The sequence below is a fragment of the Pseudomonas sp. B10(2017) genome (assembly GCF_002113295.1).
In the GTDB taxonomy this organism is placed as follows: domain Bacteria; phylum Pseudomonadota; class Gammaproteobacteria; order Pseudomonadales; family Pseudomonadaceae; genus Aquipseudomonas; species Aquipseudomonas pudica.
The window spans coordinates 131,333-149,235 of sequence record NZ_NEJU01000005.1 but is presented as its reverse complement, the minus strand read 5'-3'; the positions used below and the strand labels follow the sequence as shown (position 1 = coordinate 149,235).

16 protein-coding genes are annotated in these 17,903 nt (G+C 63.1%); 9 read left to right on the top strand and 7 right to left on the bottom strand.

Features of this window, described 5'->3' with window-relative positions; all coding sequences use genetic code 11:
• Positions 1-111 precede the first annotated feature (111 nt).
• Together CAF92_RS08830 and CAF92_RS08825 are read left to right on the top strand one after the other, a co-directional pair.
• Positions 112-729: a ferric reductase-like transmembrane domain-containing protein gene (locus CAF92_RS08830; RefSeq protein ID WP_046615677.1), complete on the top strand. Its 618-nt coding sequence runs from the start codon at positions 112-114 to the stop codon at positions 727-729.
• 14 nt (positions 730-743) lie between these two features.
• Positions 744-1,232, top strand: a complete 489-nt coding sequence (locus tag CAF92_RS08825) for a DoxX family protein (protein WP_046615678.1) — start codon at positions 744-746, stop codon at positions 1,230-1,232.
• Between the two features lie 135 nt (positions 1,233-1,367).
• Here CAF92_RS08825 and CAF92_RS08820 read toward each other — a convergent pair whose 3' ends face one another.
• The 7 genes from CAF92_RS08820 to CAF92_RS08790 all read right to left on the bottom strand — a co-directional run bounded on the left by CAF92_RS08820 (position 1,368) and on the right by CAF92_RS08790 (position 12,397).
• Complete coding sequence (locus CAF92_RS08820) at positions 1,368-2,066, bottom strand: DUF2063 domain-containing protein (protein ID WP_085600278.1); 699 nt, start codon at positions 2,064-2,066, stop codon at positions 1,368-1,370.
• Positions 2,059-2,907: a DUF692 domain-containing protein gene (locus CAF92_RS08815; RefSeq protein WP_085600275.1), complete on the bottom strand. Its 849-nt coding sequence runs from the start codon at positions 2,905-2,907 to the stop codon at positions 2,059-2,061. Before CAF92_RS08815 ends, CAF92_RS08820 begins: the two co-directional genes overlap by 8 nt.
• Positions 2,908-2,983: 76 nt before the next feature.
• On the bottom strand, positions 2,984-3,475 hold the full coding sequence (locus CAF92_RS08810) for a hypothetical protein (protein WP_046615681.1): 492 nt from the start codon (positions 3,473-3,475) through the stop codon (positions 2,984-2,986).
• Positions 3,476-3,638: 163 nt separating this feature from the next.
• Positions 3,639-4,193, bottom strand: coding sequence for a DUF4174 domain-containing protein (locus CAF92_RS08805; protein WP_085600272.1), 555 nt, complete (start codon positions 4,191-4,193; stop codon positions 3,639-3,641).
• A 199-nt stretch (positions 4,194-4,392) separates the two neighbouring features.
• Positions 4,393-8,880 (bottom strand): NEL-type E3 ubiquitin ligase domain-containing protein, encoded by a 4,488-nt coding sequence (locus CAF92_RS08800; RefSeq protein WP_143516084.1) that lies wholly within the window; start codon positions 8,878-8,880, stop codon positions 4,393-4,395.
• An 81-nt stretch (positions 8,881-8,961) separates the two neighbouring features.
• Positions 8,962-11,322 carry a DNA polymerase II gene (locus tag CAF92_RS08795; protein ID WP_085600266.1) on the bottom strand — a complete coding sequence of 787 codons (2,361 nt, stop codon included), beginning with the start codon at positions 11,320-11,322 and terminating at the stop codon, positions 8,962-8,964.
• Between the two features lie 154 nt (positions 11,323-11,476).
• A complete protein-coding gene (locus CAF92_RS08790; RefSeq protein WP_085600263.1) occupies positions 11,477-12,397 on the bottom strand; it encodes a LysR substrate-binding domain-containing protein in 921 nt (306 codons plus the stop codon).
• 159 nt (positions 12,398-12,556) lie between these two features.
• Here CAF92_RS08790 and CAF92_RS08785 point away from each other — a divergent pair, with 159 nt between their 5' ends.
• The 7 genes from CAF92_RS08785 to CAF92_RS08755 all read left to right on the top strand — a co-directional run bounded on the left by CAF92_RS08785 (position 12,557) and on the right by CAF92_RS08755 (position 17,867).
• Positions 12,557-13,345, top strand: coding sequence for a YqcI/YcgG family protein (locus CAF92_RS08785; protein WP_046615686.1), 789 nt, complete (start codon positions 12,557-12,559; stop codon positions 13,343-13,345).
• 2 nt (positions 13,346-13,347) lie between these two features.
• Positions 13,348-13,974, top strand: coding sequence for a LysE family translocator (locus CAF92_RS08780; protein WP_046615687.1), 627 nt, complete (start codon positions 13,348-13,350; stop codon positions 13,972-13,974).
• Positions 13,975-14,013: 39 nt separating this feature from the next.
• Positions 14,014-15,090, top strand: a complete 1,077-nt coding sequence (locus CAF92_RS08775) for a hypothetical protein (RefSeq protein ID WP_046615688.1) — start codon at positions 14,014-14,016, stop codon at positions 15,088-15,090.
• Between the two features lie 138 nt (positions 15,091-15,228).
• A complete protein-coding gene (locus CAF92_RS08770) occupies positions 15,229-15,924 on the top strand; it encodes a sel1 repeat family protein (protein ID WP_046615689.1) in 696 nt (231 codons plus the stop codon).
• A 109-nt stretch (positions 15,925-16,033) separates the two neighbouring features.
• A complete protein-coding gene (locus tag CAF92_RS08765) occupies positions 16,034-16,726 on the top strand; it encodes an AzlC family ABC transporter permease (protein WP_085600261.1) in 693 nt (230 codons plus the stop codon).
• Positions 16,723-17,037, top strand: coding sequence for an AzlD domain-containing protein (locus CAF92_RS08760; RefSeq protein WP_046615691.1), 315 nt, complete (start codon positions 16,723-16,725; stop codon positions 17,035-17,037). The genes CAF92_RS08765 and CAF92_RS08760 overlap by 4 nt, the downstream gene beginning before the upstream one ends.
• Positions 17,034-17,867: an AraC family transcriptional regulator gene (locus CAF92_RS08755; RefSeq protein WP_046615692.1), complete on the top strand. Its 834-nt coding sequence runs from the start codon at positions 17,034-17,036 to the stop codon at positions 17,865-17,867. Before CAF92_RS08760 ends, CAF92_RS08755 begins: the two co-directional genes overlap by 4 nt.
• Positions 17,868-17,903 lie beyond the last annotated feature (36 nt).

The following is a 17,903-nucleotide window of genomic DNA, read 5'->3' as shown; positions in this document are numbered from 1 at the left end:
CGCTTGAGCGACTTCTACAATCCGATACACAACCCCACCACCGCCGACACACTGCAGATACCCCACCCCGACACACTCCCGGTCACACAACCACACCTGGGAGTCTCCCTGATGAAACCCCTCACCCTTCCCTCCGGCTGGAAGCTGTTCGCCACGCTCGCCGGCCTGACCCTGGCGATGACCGCCGTGGTCCTGGCCAGCCAACCTGATCCCGACGGCCTGCGCAGCGCGATCCGTGCCACTGCGCGCAGCTCCTTCGCGCTATTCCTGCTGGCCTTCCTGGCGTCGTCGCTGGTGACCCTGCTGCCTGGCACAAGCAGTCGCCGCCTCCTCCAGGAACGGCGCTATCTGGGGCTGGCATTCGCCTTTTCCCACACCGTGCATGGCGTACTGATCTACCGCTACGCTCAGCAATTCCCCGAGCTGTTCTGGGCCGGCCGCACGCTCACCTCCAGCCTGCCCGGTACCCTCGGCTACCTGTTCCTGCTGCTGCTCACCATCACCTCATTCAAGGCCCCGATGCGCCTGTTGGGTGGCCGTGCCTGGCAGGCCCTGCACAGCACCGGCATGTGGGTACTGGCTGCGGTGTTCTGCCTGTCGTTCTACAAACGCATCCCCATGGGCGGCTGGTACCCGCTGGCGTTCGCCCTGATGTTCAGCGCCATCGCCGTCAAGCTCACCGCCAAGCTTGCCCGTCAGCAACGCCGCAACGCCCGTGCCCTTTCCTGAAGAGAGAAACCAGCATGACTACCTTGACCCGCACCCTGACCACCTTCGACCGTTTCGGTACCTGGAGCGCCGACCTGCCGTTGCGGCTGTTTCTGGCCTGGGAATTTTTCGAATCTGGCTGGGAGAAATTCAATGGCAGCAACTGGTTCGCCGACCTGCAAGCGAACTTCCCGTTCCCCTTCAACCTGCTGCCTGCAGAGCTGAACTGGCAGCTGTCGATGTGGGCGGAGCTGATCCTGCCGTTACTGCTGTTGCTGGGGCTAGGTACCCGGCTGGCCTCGTTGGGGCTGATGGTGGTGACCGTGGTGGCGATTGCCGCGGTACATTGGCCGGCGCACTGGTCGAGCCTGGCCGAGCTGGCCCAAGGGTATGCGATTACCGACCAGGGTTTTGGCAACTTCAAGTTGCCGCTGATCTACCTGGTGGCGTTGCTGCCACTGCTGCTGAAAGGGGCTGGGCGGTTGAGCCTGGATCATTGGCTCAGGGGGCGATTCTGCAGGTGATTTCGCCGGGGCTGCGTTGCAGCCCATCGCCGGCAAGCCAGCTCCCACAGGTACTGCGCAAGATTCTGGGCATGCGCTGTACCTGTGGGAGCTGGCTTGCCGGCGATGGGGCGCAAAGCGCCCCAATACAACGATTCAACATGTACCGATGATGACCCCCTGCTCGCGCAGCCCCTCCAGCAACGCCAACCCCTCCTCCACAGCACCGCCCAACGCCTGCAACCGCGCCCGCCCACTGCCCTGTTCCAGCGCCAGCAACCGGTACGCCAGCGGCGCCAGGCGCGCGAAGCGCACTTTCAACTCCGCATCGCGATAGACCAGCAACAAGGTCGGCGTCTCTGGCGCGATCGCTGGCTGGTAATCCGCCCCGATCCGCTCCACTGGCCAGCGGTAGGCCAACACCCGTGCCACGCACGACAACAGTGGCTCCCCTTCCAGCAGGTCGCCTGCCGGGTCATGGGCCGGGTCCTCGGCATCGCTCAGATACAACTGAGCCTCGACCCACTCATAGTGCGCCAGCTCCAGCTGCCAGGGTGCATCCAGCTCGACACCCTGCAGGTAGTCGACGAACGCCTCGGCAATCTCGGTGAACAACGGGGTCTGGCTGCGATAGTTGGCATAGAAATCTCGCACTCGCGCATGCCAGCGCTGTTCGCCCAACGCCTGGCGCATCACCGGAAAACTGCCGGCCAGCAAACCTTCGATAGCACCATAGAACAGCTCGCGGTAAATCTTCAGCCGCCGGGCCTCTATGCCAGGCGGCGGCGCATTGCGCTGCGGGTCACGCAGGTGCCGGGCCAAGGTGTACTGCTGCTCACGCAAGGTCTCATTCATTTGCATGCCCTCCCGAAACACGCTGCACAGTGCGGATGCGCGCCGTTTCGGCGAGCAGGTCGGCCAGCGGCGGGTAGTTGAAATCACGCTCGAGCACGGTCGGTTGCACACCGAAGCGCGCACAGGCGACCGCGTACAGCGCCCATACATCTTCCTTTACCGCAGCCCCGTGGGTGTCTACCTTGAGGTCCGGCGCTTCATCGTAATGGCCAGCCACGTGCATGCCGGTCACTCGCGCCTGGGGCAAGCCCGCAAGGAATTCGCGGGCGTCGTAACCGTGGTTGCAGGCATTGACGAACACATTGTTGACGTCCAGCAGCAAGTCGCAGTCGGCCTCATCAAGTACCGCACGGATGAAATCGAGTTCGCTCATCGCCTGGTACGGCGCGGCGTAGTAGCTGATGTTTTCCACGGCAATGCGCCGTTCCAGGTATTCCTGGGCCTGGCGAATCCGCGCGGCCACATGGCGCACGGCTTCGTCGGTAAATGGAATGGGCATCAGGTCGTACAGATGCCCGTCATCACTGCAGTAGCTCAGGTGCTCGCTGTACAGGCGTACCTGATGGCGATCGAGAAACTGGCGGGTCTGGCCAAGAAAATGTCGGTCCAGCGGCTCGCTGCCACCCAGCGACAGCGATAGCCCGTGGCAGGTAATGGCAAAACGCTCGGCCAGCTGCGCCAACCCCTTGCCGTACGCACCACCTACGGCAATCCAGTTTTCCGGTGCGCATTCGAGAAAGTCCACGGCGCCAGTTTCCATGGCCAGCAGTTCCGGCAACAGGCCGCGGCGCAGGCCGAGCCCGACCCGTAAAGGTTCAGAGGACAAAGATGTGGGGTGCATGAACAGGTCTCCGCAACAGGCACAACGCCCCGCCTGACCAGCAGGAGGGGCGTTGCGCGGTTCGTGGGGCAGAAGGTCAGGGCTTGCCGGTCAGGTGGCTGAACAAGCCCTCGGGCATGGTCTTGCCATTGGCCTGGTAGATCGCCTTGAGGTGATCTGCGGCTTCCTGTTCGGAGATGAAGCCATCATGGTTGCGGTCGATCTTGTCGAAGTCGCCGGCGCGGTCCTTGGCCACCACCAGGAACTCGTCGCGCGAGACCTTGCCGTCGTGGTTGCTGTCGGTCTTGGCGAACGAAGCATCACCACACTTGCCCTCGCCGCACTTGCCTTCGGTACCGGCCTTGGCGCTGGCGCCGCACTTGCCCTCACCACATTTGCCTTCGCCCTGGGTGGCCTTGGCGCTGCCACCACATTTGCCTTCACCACACTTGCCCTCGCCGGCCACCTTGGCCGAAGCCAGCTGGTAACCCTGGGCCAACGGCTCGACGGCAAAGGCGCTGCTGCTCAAAGCCATGCTGCCGATCAGGGCAGCGCCGAGCAGGCCGAGGGTGTTTCGTACTTGAGTCATGGTGTTGCTCCACTGTGGTTGGAATGTGGAGCCATTAGGCCGTTGCGGTATGTCGTGGATGTATCGCGCGGGGTGCGGTTTTGTATGGGAATGGGTCAGCGGCGTGGGCAGATACAGTGGGATACACAACGGCCCCAAGGTGCCTCGGGGCCGTCGTGCAGGGTCAGTCTTCCAGCGGCTTGGGGGGGGCGGCCGGCTTGGCCGGCTTGGCAGGCTTGCTGTCCTTGGCCTTAGGTTCGGGTGCCGCCGCTGCCACAGGCTCCGGCGCCGTCACGGCTTTTTCGCTGGCGGGCAGCTCATCGACCGCCTTGAGGATCACCTGCGGGTCGATGGCCCCGCCCTCCTCGTCGTCCTTGAGCATGTGCCGCTCACCGTCCTTGCCCACCAGGATCACCTTGGTGCCTTTGCTGGCACCTAGCTTCAACTCACGGATCAAGGCCATGGTGGTTTGCTGCTCGAGGTTCTTGTCCTCACGCTTGCCCATCATGTTGGCAACGCTGTACAGCACCAGGTTGCGTTCTTTGAAGGCGGCCTGGGTGGCCGGGTCCTTCAGGGCCTCGTTCAAGCCACGCAACGTCGGGTCGGCGCTGCTGGGTGCAATGACGACCAAGGGCCTGGCCTTGCCCAGTTCCTTGGCCAGCGGCGCGTCACTGTCGGCGGCGAACACGGGGCCGACGAACGCGAGCAAGGTGGCGAGGGTCAGTGACCGGACGAGCATGCGTATCTCCTTATTCTCTCGATAAACCAAAAGACTACAGATCAGGGAGAAAGATCCGACGAGCGAGCGTAAACCAGCCAAAGGCCTTCATGTTTGAATGAACAGTAACCGGCGGTTACCAAATGCGACCACTCCCCGTCCCGAGCCCGAAAAAATACCTCTGTTACTTGTAGCTTGAGCATAGTCCAATGCGCCCTGGTCATTCCTGAGGTTGCAGGGCATTGATGGTCAACTGAAGCTCGGTTTTCTCGGTCCACACCCTGATTTCAGCCATCAACTTGGCGGTGTCCTCGGCGTTGAGATCCTTTGCCAACTGGTTCTGAAAACTTGCCGGCACTTCCAGTTCGCGTACGTAATGCTTCTCGAGATAGTTCCTCCAGAATGGTTCCTGGACCATCCACGCTGCCACCGCTCCGGCTGTCTCGTTACGCCTTACCTGGTCACCCACGCGTTCGACCGAAGCGACGTCCAGGTTCGGGATCATGGCATAGAGCATGCTCCGCGCTTTACCGGGCAGGTCCAGGATCTCGCGCAAGCGGATCGAGTACGCCAGCACCCATTCGATCGACTCGTGGCCCCGACCTGCCGCCTCAGCCTCGCGCAGTGCGATGAATTCAACCTCCCGTTGCCTCCACAGCCGCCGCGCAAGTGTCACCAGAACTTGCTCCTGACTAACAGAGGGGGCAGCTTGCCTTGCGTCCCATACAAGGCAACGGATTTCAAGTTGCTGGAAAACTACCGTGGCATTGTCGGCGCAGTTCTCGACCAATGCATTGGCGAAAACTTCGTCGGCCAAGTCTGGCGAATTCTGGACCTTTTCCATCATGGCCAGAACGCGTGAAGCCAGCAGTTCCCCATTGAGAGGATGGGTGAAGTCTCTCGAGCGCGTGAGTTGAGCCAGCAGGAGCATGAAGTTTGTCACCCCATCCATTTGCTCGACATGAGCCCACAGGCTACTCAGATCTTCACGTTGTTCACCGTCCAGACGGTCCGCCCAGCGCAGTTTATGAGGGACTGAACTCGTCTCCGGAATGTTCCACGCCTCCTGCACCTCTTCAGGCTGGCGCACCACAAGCGGGTTGCCTGACAGCGCCACGAAGCCGTTCTGCCACAACTGAGACTCGGTGAAGTCAGGGGGCAACGAAGCGACAAGGTTGTTGGAAGCGTCGAGCAGGTACAGCGTCGCACTCTCCATGATGCCCTCGGGCAGCAATGCCAGCCTGGTATTGCGCAAGCGCAACTCGGCCAACCGACCCATCCTTGCCACCGAAAAGGCCATGCTCAAGGGGTTACCCGAAAGGTTCAGGTAATGTAAACCGCTGCACAGCCCCACCATTTGAGCTTGTGGCAAATCCAGCGAGATGCGATTGCCGGACAAGTCGAGAATGCTCAATTCATTGAGCAACGGCAGGCTGTCTGGCAGACGCTCCAACCGGTTATAGCTCAGTTCCAGAGACTTCAGATTGGGGAATGAAAGCAGGAATCGCTCCGGCACCTCCTCCAGCAGCAGGCTGCGAAGGGAAAGCTCGGTAACATGCGGGAAAGTGAACAACGGCCCCAACTCAGGCAATGAGCGCAGGTCATGCCCACTATACTGCCAAGTCACGGACAGCCGTTGCCCTTCAGGGGTAACCTCATCAGGTACCCGTTCCCGCCAGCATTGCATGACGGCTTTGCGAAACCGCTTGCGCTCGGTTCGTTCACCGGCCAGCACTCCTCGCCGCTCCCAGCTTTTCAGGTGGTCGTGCAACCGGCGCGCCTGCTCTTCGAGCACGCCAAGCGTGGTGTCGGTATCACGCCCCGAAGCATGCACCGCTACTATCCAAGCATCGACCTGGTCTTCACTGTACGCTGGGTAAAGATCGCGCAGGCGCGCCTCGAACGCCCCGGGTCGTGGGGCAGGCCGAGCATGGCGTCCCAGGCCGCCACCCAGCGGGTAGCCGACCCTGCCATCCTCCAGGCGCAGCGGCGTCAGCATCCATGGCAATTCAGGCTTTCTGCCCAATGCCTGGGCGAGTTCCCTACTGTGGCCGGCCACTTGCCTGGCCAAGACTGCTTTCAAGCCTGGGGCGTAGGGTTCATTGATACCGATTGCCTCATGGTCGCCAGGGGAGAACGCACCCACCAGGGTCTCGAACAGTTCACCGGGGCCGCGCAGTTCAACGCCCAGCGCGTCCTCAAGCGAGAACCGCCCGTTTACATGTATAAGTCTGAAGTTCTGCCCGCGGCCAGCGGTGGCCATTACCGGCTGTGGACTATCGCCGTCGTACAGCCGCCAACGCGGTCTGCCACTTCTTGTATCCAGAGTTTCCAGCAAAGTCAGCGCGACCTTGGCCTGGTCCAGAGTCTGGGGCGTATCGATGAACAGCGCCTCACAGGCACGGGCAATGCGAATACGTAGTACGCTCAGCCTGGCCCTGTCGACCAGCCGGAACGGCACCGTACCGCTGACCAGAGCGTGAAGATCCGCACCTTCTGCCGACAACCCACCCACGAGCTCGCGCGCAGCACGGCCATGCAGGCTCGGGAATGCCCTGCGCAATGTTGCCACCGCCGCATCGTCTGGCTCCTGTTGCCCGTCATAAACCTGTTGAAACAGCTGGCGTCGTCTGGCCGAGACCTGCACCGCCAATGGCGGCCCGCCGTGCTCGGTGACGCCCGGCAATGCACGGGCCTTCAACAGCAACGGCGCGTCCTCCGGCACCCGCCCAAGCCTCAAGCTGTCCAACAAGGCCTGAAGCCGACGGTCGATCAGCAGGCGCTCGACGGTATCGACCAACTCAGCTTCTGGCGGCCGACCGTATACATGCAGCGCCCGAAGATGATCTGCATCCAGGGCATGGATGGCCATGACCTGGTCAATCTGTTCATCATCCAGGCGAGCGAAACGCTCACCCAAGCGGCGGAACATCCTGTGTTTGTCTGCCCAGTTGACAGGTTGCTCGCTCCATAGCCGCCAGGCCCCGGCGTCATTGTGACGCAACAAAGGCCCATGGCCATCTCGTGGCGCCAGTTGCCACTCTTCGTCTGCATGCTGGACGACCTCGTAGTAATGGCCGTCCATGGCTATCCAGCTTCTGTCGTGAGCGCGGTAGATACCCATTGCATCGGCCACTTCCCCGGCGGGATGTGCCGCGCTGCGAAACGGCACCAGATCCCCATTCCAGAGTTTTTCGGTCCCGTCCTCCAGCCGCGCTGGCACCCACTGGTCCACTGCGGCCCAGGCCCGGCTAGCTTCTCGCCATACCACAGCGGTGACACCGACCACAGCCAGGTCTTTGGTCACGCTGAGCACATGCTCGATAGCTGCGCTGGTGTCACCCTCACGCCAGTCCTTCACCGCCTGGAACAACTCGCTCAACAGGTCCCACACCATTACAGCAAGCAGCAGCGCATTAAGTGCAGGGATGAACACGCCCGCCACGCTGGCCAGCGTCCATCCTTCGGCTATCAACCTTTGCCTGTGAGCCTCCTGGGCCTTGCGGTCAAGGTCGGACACTGGCGTGGCAATCAGTGCGGCATCGTCCTTGATGTGAGCAATACGCGCGGCAGCAAGGTGGTCGAACAACGGTAGCGGGTAGTCCCGCATGTGCTGGTCCATTTCTCGGGTTGCCCAATCGGCCACATCCACCAATTCCTTGGCAACCTTGGAGAAGAACTGCTGGCTGTCGCGTCGTCGTACGAAGCGACTGAAGAACGACTGATAGCCCTTGTCTCGCAAACGCTTGCCCAAGACCTTGCGGGTGAAGCTTTCCAGGTCGGGGCTTGTGGTCCAGGGGCCGTGGGGGTCATCGGGAATATAAACAATGATCTTGCGGCTGACTTTGTCGTGAAATACATCGAGTATTACGATCTGTTGCAAATCGCAGCCGAACGCCTTGAGTTGCCGGGCCACCACCTTCGATTCATAAAGCGTGCCGGGTCTCCCGAGCCTGCATAGCTCTATCACCAGGTCCAGTTCGGCGGCACTCAGTACTCCATCGCTTTTGGCCTTGCAGGCATCGATCAGCATGACCGAGCTGTACAGTTGCGCAAGCGTCGCACTCATGTTGCGCCAGCCGCTGGCCTGGCTGCTAGGCGCTTTCAGCACGCTGTCCAGGTGCTGTTGATAGCGCCTGCCCAGATCCAGTTGGCGGCACAGCCGTGCGAAGGCAGGCGCGGTCGGTGACGCAAGCCGTTGCGACAGGCTGTCAACGATGCAGTTGTCCTTGTGCTGTTCGTCCCGCCCTTCGCCCGGTGTGAAATTGTCCAGTGCCGCCTCGATCAGCGGTACGTCGAAATAGTCCTTTTCCACGACCGGATAGCGGCCCCACACGGTGCCCTGGCTGGGGGCGGTGTAGGTGTACCAGCGTCTGAAATACAGGCCTTTGACATCTTGCTCGATGCCGAATTCTTTATGCATGGTGCTTTGAAGCAGCGGCTTGACGAAATGGTCGATGCCCTCGATGCGCGCAAGCTCCCTTTCCAGCCACTGTCGGCAGGCCAGGCTGCCCTTCAACGCGTCGCGTAATGCAGCATGCTGCGATTCATGGAAGCCGTTGGCCGGGATGTTCTGTTCGGTAGGCGATACAATACGCAGCCGGCGAATCCATCTGGGTAGCCGCTTGACGATGAGGCTGTCCTGATAGGCCTGCTCCATGGCCAGCGTATCGACGGGTGGCGGTTGGTCCTTGGTGGGTGTAGTCACGTTGTTGGCCTCTGTCTGATCCAGAGGCGCGACAATAGGCACAGGCATGCCACAAGGTAGGCTAGATAGGTACCACCCCCTTCAGAACAGCACCAGCTGCTGCCCGGTCAAACCTTCGAAACTGTCGCCAACGAAAGGCAGGATGGCATCGGCCACCGGCTGCAGCTGCCGCGTCAGGTAATGCTCGTAGTCCACCGGTGCTTGCAGGTTTTCCAGAGGTTCCGGTCCTGCCAAGGTGATCAGATAGCTGATCCAGCCGCCGCGCTGGTATTGCGTCGGGCGGCCAAGGCGGCGGTTGTAGTCATCGGCCAGCCGGGCCGCGCGCACGTGCGGCGGCACATTGCGCTGATAATCGGCTAGCGGCCGACGCAACCGCTTGCGGTACACCATCAGTTCATTCAGCTCGCCCGCCAGGGTGCGTTGTACATAATCACGCACATACGCCTGGTAAGGCTCCCCGCGGAATATCCGGCCATAAAGTTCTTGCTGGAATTGCCGGGCCAGTGGCGACCAGTCGGTACGCACCGACTCCAGGCCCTTGTAGACCATCTGCTCGCTGCCATCGGCCCGCTGCACCAGCCCGGCATAGCGCTTCTTGCTGCCTTCGTCCGTGCCGCGGATGGTAGGCATCAGGAAGCGCCGGTAATGCACCTCGAACTGCAGCTCCAGCGCGCTTTCCAGGTTCATCCGCTCGCGCAGGTGTTCGCGCCACCACTGGTTGACTTGCGCCACCAGCTCGCGGCCTATGCGTGCTGCAGCCTCCTCGCCGTGGGCACCCTTGAGCCAGACGAAAGTGGAATCGGTATCGCCATAGATCACCTCGTAGCCCCTGGCTTCGATCAGCGCACGGGTCTGGCGCATGATCTGGTGGCCGCGCATGGTGATCGACGAAGCCAGGCGCGGGTCGAAGAAGCGGCAGCCGCTCGAACCCAACACTCCGTAGAAGGCATTCATGATGATCTTCAGCGCCTGCGACAGCGGCGCGTTGCCCTCGCGCTTGGCCGCTTCCCGCCCATGCCATACCCGCTCGACGATGGCCGGCAGGCAATGCTCGCTACGGGAAAAACGCCCACCCCGGAAGCCTTCCACCGAGTGTTCATCGTCGGGCAGGCGCAAGCCTTCGACCAGCCCCACCGGGTCGATCAAGAAAGTACGAATAATCGACGGGTACAGGCTCTTGTAGTCCAGCACCAACACCGAGTCGTACAGGCCCGGGCGCGAATCCATGACGAAGCCACCGGGGCTGGCTTCGTCGGGGCGGCTGCCGAGGTTGGGGGCGACAAAGCCCAGGCGGTGCATCTGCGGGATGTACAAATGGCAGAACGCGGCTACCGAACCACCGCTGCGGTCCACCGCAAGGCCGGTGACCGAAGACCGCTCCAGAAGGAATTCGAGCAGGCGGGTGTGGGCGAAGATGCGCGTCACCAGCTCGCAATCCTTGAGGTTGTAGCGCGCCAACGCCGGCTTGTCCTCGGCGAAGCGGCGGTTGATTTCATCCATGCGCTGGTACGGCGTGTCGATGGCCTTGCCTTCACCGAGCAAGGTCTGGGCGACACTTTCGAGGCTGAACGACGGGAAGCTCCAGGTCGCCGAGCGCAGCGCCTCGATGCCGTCGATCAGCAGCCGCCCCGGGGCATCGGCGAAAACGTGGCCACCACCGGCATGGCTGCGCAAGGTCATCGGTGAGCCATTGCGCCCCAGTGCCAGCGGTACCTGCAGCAGCTTGGCATGCTCATGCAGCAGGCGCAGGTCGAACTGGATCAGGTTCCAGCCGATGATTGCATCCGGGTCGTGCTCGGCCATCCAATGGTTGAGGCAGGCCAGCATGTCGGCGCGGTCGGTGCAGTAGTGCAGGTCGAAGTCGAGGCCATCAGCCGTGCCGTTGGCCGGCCCGAGCATGTACACCTGGCGCTGACCACAGCCTTCCAGGGCAATGCTGTAAAGCTCGCCCCGCTCGCTGGTCTCGATGTCCAGCGACACCAGGCGCAGCGGCGGGCGATAGCCCGACAGAGGCTTGAGCTGGGCATCGCAGAATACACCTTGGGCATCCGGTTGGCCGGTGAACTGCACCGGGGCGGTGATGAAGCGCTCCATCAGGTAGCGCTCGGGCGGGCGGATGTCGGCTTCGTACACATCGATACCGGCTGTGCGCAGGCGTTGCTCCAGCTGCATCAATTGCCGGTGCTGGCGGCAGTACAGGCCCAGCACCGGGCGTTGGTCGAAGTCCTTCAGCTGCAACGGCCGCAGCTCGGCACCAGGTTCGTTGGCCAACAGCACACGTGCGTGCGCTTCGTGCGCCAGGGGGATGAATGCCACCGATACCTGGGGCGCCAGGCGCAACTGCCGTGGCCCCTGGTCGGTGGCCAGCCAGAATTCCACGCAGGTGCCTTCGGGCGTGTCATGCCAATGTCGGGTCAGGACAAAGCCCTGCTGCAACTCCACCGCGTCGACCTCTGAATCGTTGGTTGTGCTGATTGCGGCAATTCTACCGCTGACGCTCCGTCACAGCGCGTTTTGTTGAGGCCAGCAGGTGTTTGCCGCAATATTTTCAGCGCCGGGCGCTTGCCGGCGGCCGGCCGCATGCTCGAGCGCGTGTTCAACCGTACAGGTAATTGATGTCCTTGGCGGCCAGCGGTGGCACCTGGCCAAGCAGGAACTCGCGCAGCTTGTGCATCTGCCGCGCCTTGGGGCTGGCCTTGAGCCAGGTCATGTAATAGCCATCGCCGGTGGCCACCGCGTGCTTGAATGGCGTGACCAGGCGCCCGGCCAACAGGTCGGCACTGGCCAGCACCAGGTCGACCACCGAAATGCCCAGGCCTTGCTGGGCAGCCGAGATGCCCTGGTCGAGGGTATCGAACACTTGCCCGTGATCGATGCTGATGTCCAGCGCGTCCATGCGAGCCAGCCAGCGCCGCCAGTCTCGCCGGTCAGGGGACGGATGGAGGAACTCGCACTGGGCCAGGTCGGCAAGGTCCGGTTGTGCCTGGGCCATGTAGTCCGGGTGGCACACCGGAATCAGCCATTCATCGAACAGCTTGAAACTCTCGACATCGGCGGGGAAACGCCCGTTCGCCAGGAGGATCGCACAGTCATAGGGCTCGGAATAGAAGTCCACACTGTCGATGTCCATCCACACGCTGGACAGCTGCACGCTGCAGTTGTCCTCGGTCTTCTTGAACGCATCCAGCGCACGCAGCAGCCAGCGCACGGTCAGCGTTGACGGAGCTTTCAGACGCAGGCCGTAGCGGTCCTGGCGCAGCAGGGCACAGGCATTCTCGATGATCTTGAAGCCAACCTTGAGCTCCTGCGCCAGCAGGCGCCCGTGCTCCGTCAGGGCCAGCTTCGGCCCGCGACGTTCGAACAGGTCGCAGCCGAACATGGCTTCGAGAGTCTTGATGTGGTGGCTGACGGCGCCCTGGGTCAGGGCCAACTCCTCCGCTGCACGGGTGAATGAGCCATAGCGAGAGGCCACCTCGAAGGCACGCAACGCGTGCAAAGCCTGAATCCGTTCCGACATGGCGACGCCCCGAGCATGAGTAAGACTAATAGTAGGTCATAGTTCCACGCGTTTTACAACGTCAAGGACGTCTCGGAAAATGCAGGTAAATAATAAACATAACCAAGATCCTGCCTGCATGTGACTGGAACGTTCATCAAATTTACGCCTGGGGAAATCATGTCGACGGGTTATGGAACTTGCTATCGCCTGGATGCGCTAGAGCTGGCCGCTGAACATGTGCGCAATACGCGACATTGGACTTACAAAGCCGTAGAACATTTTCGCAGTGTCCTCGCCAACCCCGAGTTTCCCTGCCTGTTCGGCCGCAAGGCGGTAAACGGCGCAACCTGCCACATCCTGTTCGCCCGCGCCGGGCAACTGGCCGATGACATCGCCATGGGCCTGGCCGACTACGTGCGCACCGTCGCCCCCATCCCACCCAAGCAGCGTATCGGCAGCCCGCTGGTGGTGTTTCTCGAAACCGCCGCCGACTGCACCCTGGCCGAGCAACAGGCGCTGGCCTGGAAGGTTTTGCGTGGCGTGCACGCGCGCGACCCGCAGCCCTGGCCGCAGGGCATCCCGACCGAGCCCGACGACAACGCCTGGTCGTTCTGCTTTGCCGGCATGCCGCTGTTCATCAACATGAACTTCCCCGGCCACCAGCAGATGAAAAGCCGCAACCTGGGCCCACACATCACCTTCGTCATCAACCCGCGGGCGAACTTCGACGAAGTGGCCAACGCCAACACCGAAAGCGGCCAACGTATCCGCGAACGCATCCGCGAGCGCGTGCACCGCTACAACGACGGCGTCATGCCCGACACCCTTGGCTTCTTCGGCGATGCCGACAACTACGAGTGGAAGCAGTACCAACTGCAGGAGGCAGGTTCGCTCAACCCGTCCCGCTGCCCGTTCCACGCCCATGCCGCACACGCGGTAACACCCGACATACTGATCGAGACCTGACCGTGAATACCGCACTCACCGCTACCTATGCCCTGACTGTCCTGCTACTGATCGCCACCCCCGGCCCGGTAGTGGCGCTGATCGTCAACACCGCGGCCGCCTCCGGCTCACGCAAGGCCATGTTCACCGCTGTCGGCACGAACTGGGCATCGCTGGTGCTGATCGGCGCGGCGGCCTGGGTCATCCTCACCAGCGCCGCCATCGACAAGGCCTGGCTCAGCGCCATGAGCCTGCTGGGTTGCCTGTTCATCGGCTACATCGCCGTCGGCACGCTGCGGGACGCCCTGCAGGCGCCGGCAGCCGAGACGCCGGGCGAGCTCGCCAAGCCTGGCCGCGGCGGCCTGCTGCAAGGTTTCATGGTGGGCATTTCCAACCCGAAGGACATCATCTTCTTCATTGCCTTCTTCCCGCAGTTCATCCAGATCACCGAGTCGTTCGGCAAGAGCATGGTGGTGCTGTCGATGCTGTGGGTAGCCATCGATTTTGCCGTGCTCAGCCTGTACATCTTCGCCATCGGCAAGATCGCCTCGCAGCGCAGCAACCGCATGATCAGCCTGGCCTCGGGGGTCGCCCTGCTGCTGATCGCCACCGGCGGCCTGCTATACAACATCAAGGAGCTGGCGGCCTGAACGTGATGCAAAGTGCCCGCTGCAGCAGCAGGAGACCCAATGACCGCGACTGACACGAGCCCTTCGCCGTTGCAACAGGACTACCAGCGCTTTCTGCTGCTGGGCAGCCGGCGCGCCCCGCACACCATGCATGTGCACGAAACCGGCTACCGCTCCAGCACCATCAACACCGATGCCCTGGGCCTGCGCTACAGCCATTGCGCCGGCAAGCGCTTTTCGGCGGCAGAGCGCGGTGGCGCGCCACGCATCAACCTGCTGGTCGGCGGCTCCACTGCCCTGGGCATCGGTGCCAGCTCCGACGAACACACAGTGGCCTCGCACCTGTCGATGCTGACTGGCGAAGTCTGGCTGAGCCTGGCTGGCTGCGGGCTCAATGCCAGCCAGGAGCTGCTGATGTTCCTGACCCACCAGCACCGCCTTGGCGAGCTCGGCCATGTGGTGGTGCTCAGCGGCCTCAACACCCTGGCCCACGAAGCGCTCTGCGAAGTCCTCTCCAGCCTGAACGACCCGCGGCACGCCAAGGCCTACCAGGATTTTCTCAACAGTTTCAGCGAAGGCATGCAGCCCACCGTGGCGCCCCGCCGGCAATCGCTGTGGCGGCGCATCGGCCAGGCGTTGGCCACGCCGCCGGTCGCAACACCGGCCACCTGGCCGCTGTCCCCCCCGGAAAAGCGTCTGGCCCGCGCCGCTGACAGCATTGGCCGGACCTTGCGCCAATGGGACCGGCTGCTGGCAGACAGCCACTCCACACTCACCTTCATCCTGCAGCCGTTGCTGCCCTGGTGCCGGGATAGCCTGCCCGCTGGCGAGCAGGCCATGCTGGACGCGCTGCAGCGGCGACCGGCAAATTTCGATCGGCTGCTGGACGGCGCGTTCGACAGCCAGTTGCACTCGGCCTTCTTCCGTCGCATCAAGAGCCAGGCCGACCCGGTGCCCTGCTATGACATGAACTGCATGCTCAGCAGCTCGCCGGTGTTCGGCGCCGACCTGTTCATCGACCGCCTGCACCTGAACGACCTGGGCAACAATGCCCTGGCCAAGGTCATTACCGCCAAGCTTGGCCTGGCCCAGGAAAAACATGCCCAGCGCAACGTCACGCCGATCAAGCTCGTCTGACAGTTGCCGGGTGGTCTTCCGGCCAGGCCCTTTGGGTGGCTAGAATAGGCCGTCGTTCCGATCTGCCCGAGGCGCACGCTTGACCGCCATGAACATCGAAGCCATCCATCAGTACCTGGCACCCCATGGGGCTTGCCTGTGAGCCGCATGCTTCGCTTGCCCCCACTGTTGATCGCCCTGATGCCGCTGGCTGCGCACGCGCTCGAAGTGCGCATCGACCCTCATGCCGACCTGCTCTACCGCCAGGCCTTGCCCCTGCTGGAGCAGGCCGACAGCCAGGACGACGGCACCAGCACGCTGCGCACGGCCATCGGCGGCGACCCGGAGCTCAGCCGCCAGGGCCAGGCCATGGCCCACACCCTGCCGACAGCCGTCGCCTTGCTGAAAAAGTCCGTAGAGCTGGGCCACCCGGTCGCACAGTATCGCCTGGCGCTGTATTACATGACCTACCTGCCTGCAGCGCAAATCCCGGACGCCGCCTGCCCACTGCTCGAAGCCAGCCTCAGACAGGGCTTTGCCGCACCGGCGCCGGCCATCGCCACCTGGTGCCCGCCTTATAACGTCAGCAGCGACTACCGTACTGCGCTGGAGGCCATCCCCAACATGGCCACCGTATATGCCCCCTACTACCCGCAACCGGCAACGCGCCTGGCCTGCAACCGCAACCGGCCACAAGGCCTGGAAATGCAGTGGGGGCGCCAGCGCGACTACCAGGCCGAGGTATACCGCCTGCTCGGCGACCTCGACCCGGAGCACCGCCAGAGCCTACTGCAGAAGGCCGTGGACACCAACGGTTGCGTGACAGCGCAGCAGCACCTGACTAGCCGTCCGTAAAACGGGCACGGTTTCTGTGCAGGACCGTGCCAGGCATAGCAAGATCGTTCAAGCCATCCCCCGCCCCGTCTGGCATGCTGGCCTGCCACGTACACGCACTGCAGCCACCATGCCTCACATCGCCCGCCAAGCCTTTCTCCACGGCGCCATCGCCATTCTCCCGTTGTCCCTGGCCGTCGCCCCCTGGGGCCTGCTGGCCGGCTCCATGGCCATCGAAGCCAACCTCAGCGCCTGGGAGGGGCAAGGGCTGTCGGCCATCGTCTTCGCCGGTGCCGCGCAACTGGTGGCGATCGGCATGCTCAAGGGTGGCGCCAACCTGGCGTCGATCCTGCTGACTACCCTGCTGCTGACCTCGCAGCACCTGCTGTATGGCCTGACGATGCGCCCGGTGCTGTCCAGCCAGCCGCTGCGCTGGCGGCTGGGCCTGGGCTTCCTGCTGACCGACGAATTCTTCGCCCTGACCAGCCAGTACGACCAGCAGCAGTTCAACCGCTGGTACGCCCTGGGCGTGGGCCTGACGTTCTACATCGCCTGGAACCTGTTCACCCTGGCCGGCATCCTGCTGGGGCAGAACATTCCGCACCTGGACCAGCTCGGTCTGGACTTTTCCATCGTCGCCACCTTCGTCGCCCTGATCGCGCCGCTGGTGCGCAACCTGGCCACGCTGGTGTGCGTGGCGGTGTCGCTGTTCTGTTCGGTGCTGTTCAGCTACTGGCACTGGGAGACCGCCATGGTGGCCGCAGGCCTGCTGGGCATGAGCGCCGGTTTCGTCTGCCAGAAATTCGCCGGAGCCCGCGCATGACCTGGGTCCTGATTCTTGCCATGGGCGCCATCGTGTTCCTCAACCGCTATGCGTTCCTGGAGCCGCGCCTGCCATTGCGTCTGAGCTCCAACGCCCGGCAGTTCCTCGGTTTTGCCGTGCCGGGCATGCTCACCGCAATCTGCGGCCCGATCATCTTCATGCCCGAGCACCAGTTGAACCTGAGCCTGCTCAACCCCTACCTGCTGGGTTCGCTGGTAGCAATCGCCCTGGTGCTGTTGACCCGCAGCGTGTTGCTTAGCATGCTGGTGAGCATGTTGATCTTCTTCCTCCTGCGCAGCTGGCTGGCATGAGCACGCCCCTGCGCGAGCAGACACACCTATGGCAGGCGCCTGCACTGGGCGACGTCGAGATGCTGCATGCGCGCTATTTCCAGCAGCGCTTCGCCCCGCATGTGCATGAAGGCTATGTGTTTACCGTGATCGAGTCGGGTGCCCAGCGCTTCTGGCATCGCGGCAGCGAGCACCTGGCGCCGGTCGGCAGCATGGTGCTGATCAACCCCGACGAACTGCACACCGGTGCCACCGCCCACGAAGCGGGCTGGCGCTACCGAGGGTTCTACCCGGAACATGAACGGGTAACCGGGGTGCTCGAAGAACTGGCACTGGGCCGCCACGGCATGCCCAGCTTCAAGGACAGCGTGATCCACGACCCGGCCCTGGCACTTGCCTTCAGCCAGTTGCACCAGCTGTCCGAAGCCGGCGCCAGCGCCCTGCAGCAGCAGACCGCCTGGCGCCAGGCGGTGCTGGCCCTGGTGCAACGGCACGGGCAATGCGCCGAACCTGCCGCCCCTGGCCACGAACCGCTGGCAGTGGCCCGCGCCCGTGAGCTGCTGGAAAGCCGACTGGCCGACCCGCCCTCGCTCGAGGCCCTGGCGGCGGCGGTCAACCTGTCGCCATTCCATTTCGCCCGGGTGTTCCGCCAGGCCACCGGCCTGCCGCCCCATGCCTGGTTGAAGCAGAGGCGCCTGGCCCGCGCGCGGGAAATGCTCAAGCGTGGCTGGGCTGCATCGGAGGTGGCGTTCGACCTGGGTTTTGCCGACCAGAGCCATTTGAGCCGGCAGTTCAAGCAGGCATACGGCGTAACGCCGGGGGCCTACCGCAGCGCCTGCCTGCAAGGCTGAGCTGCGACACCAGGCCTCAGGCAGACCTGCCAGCCA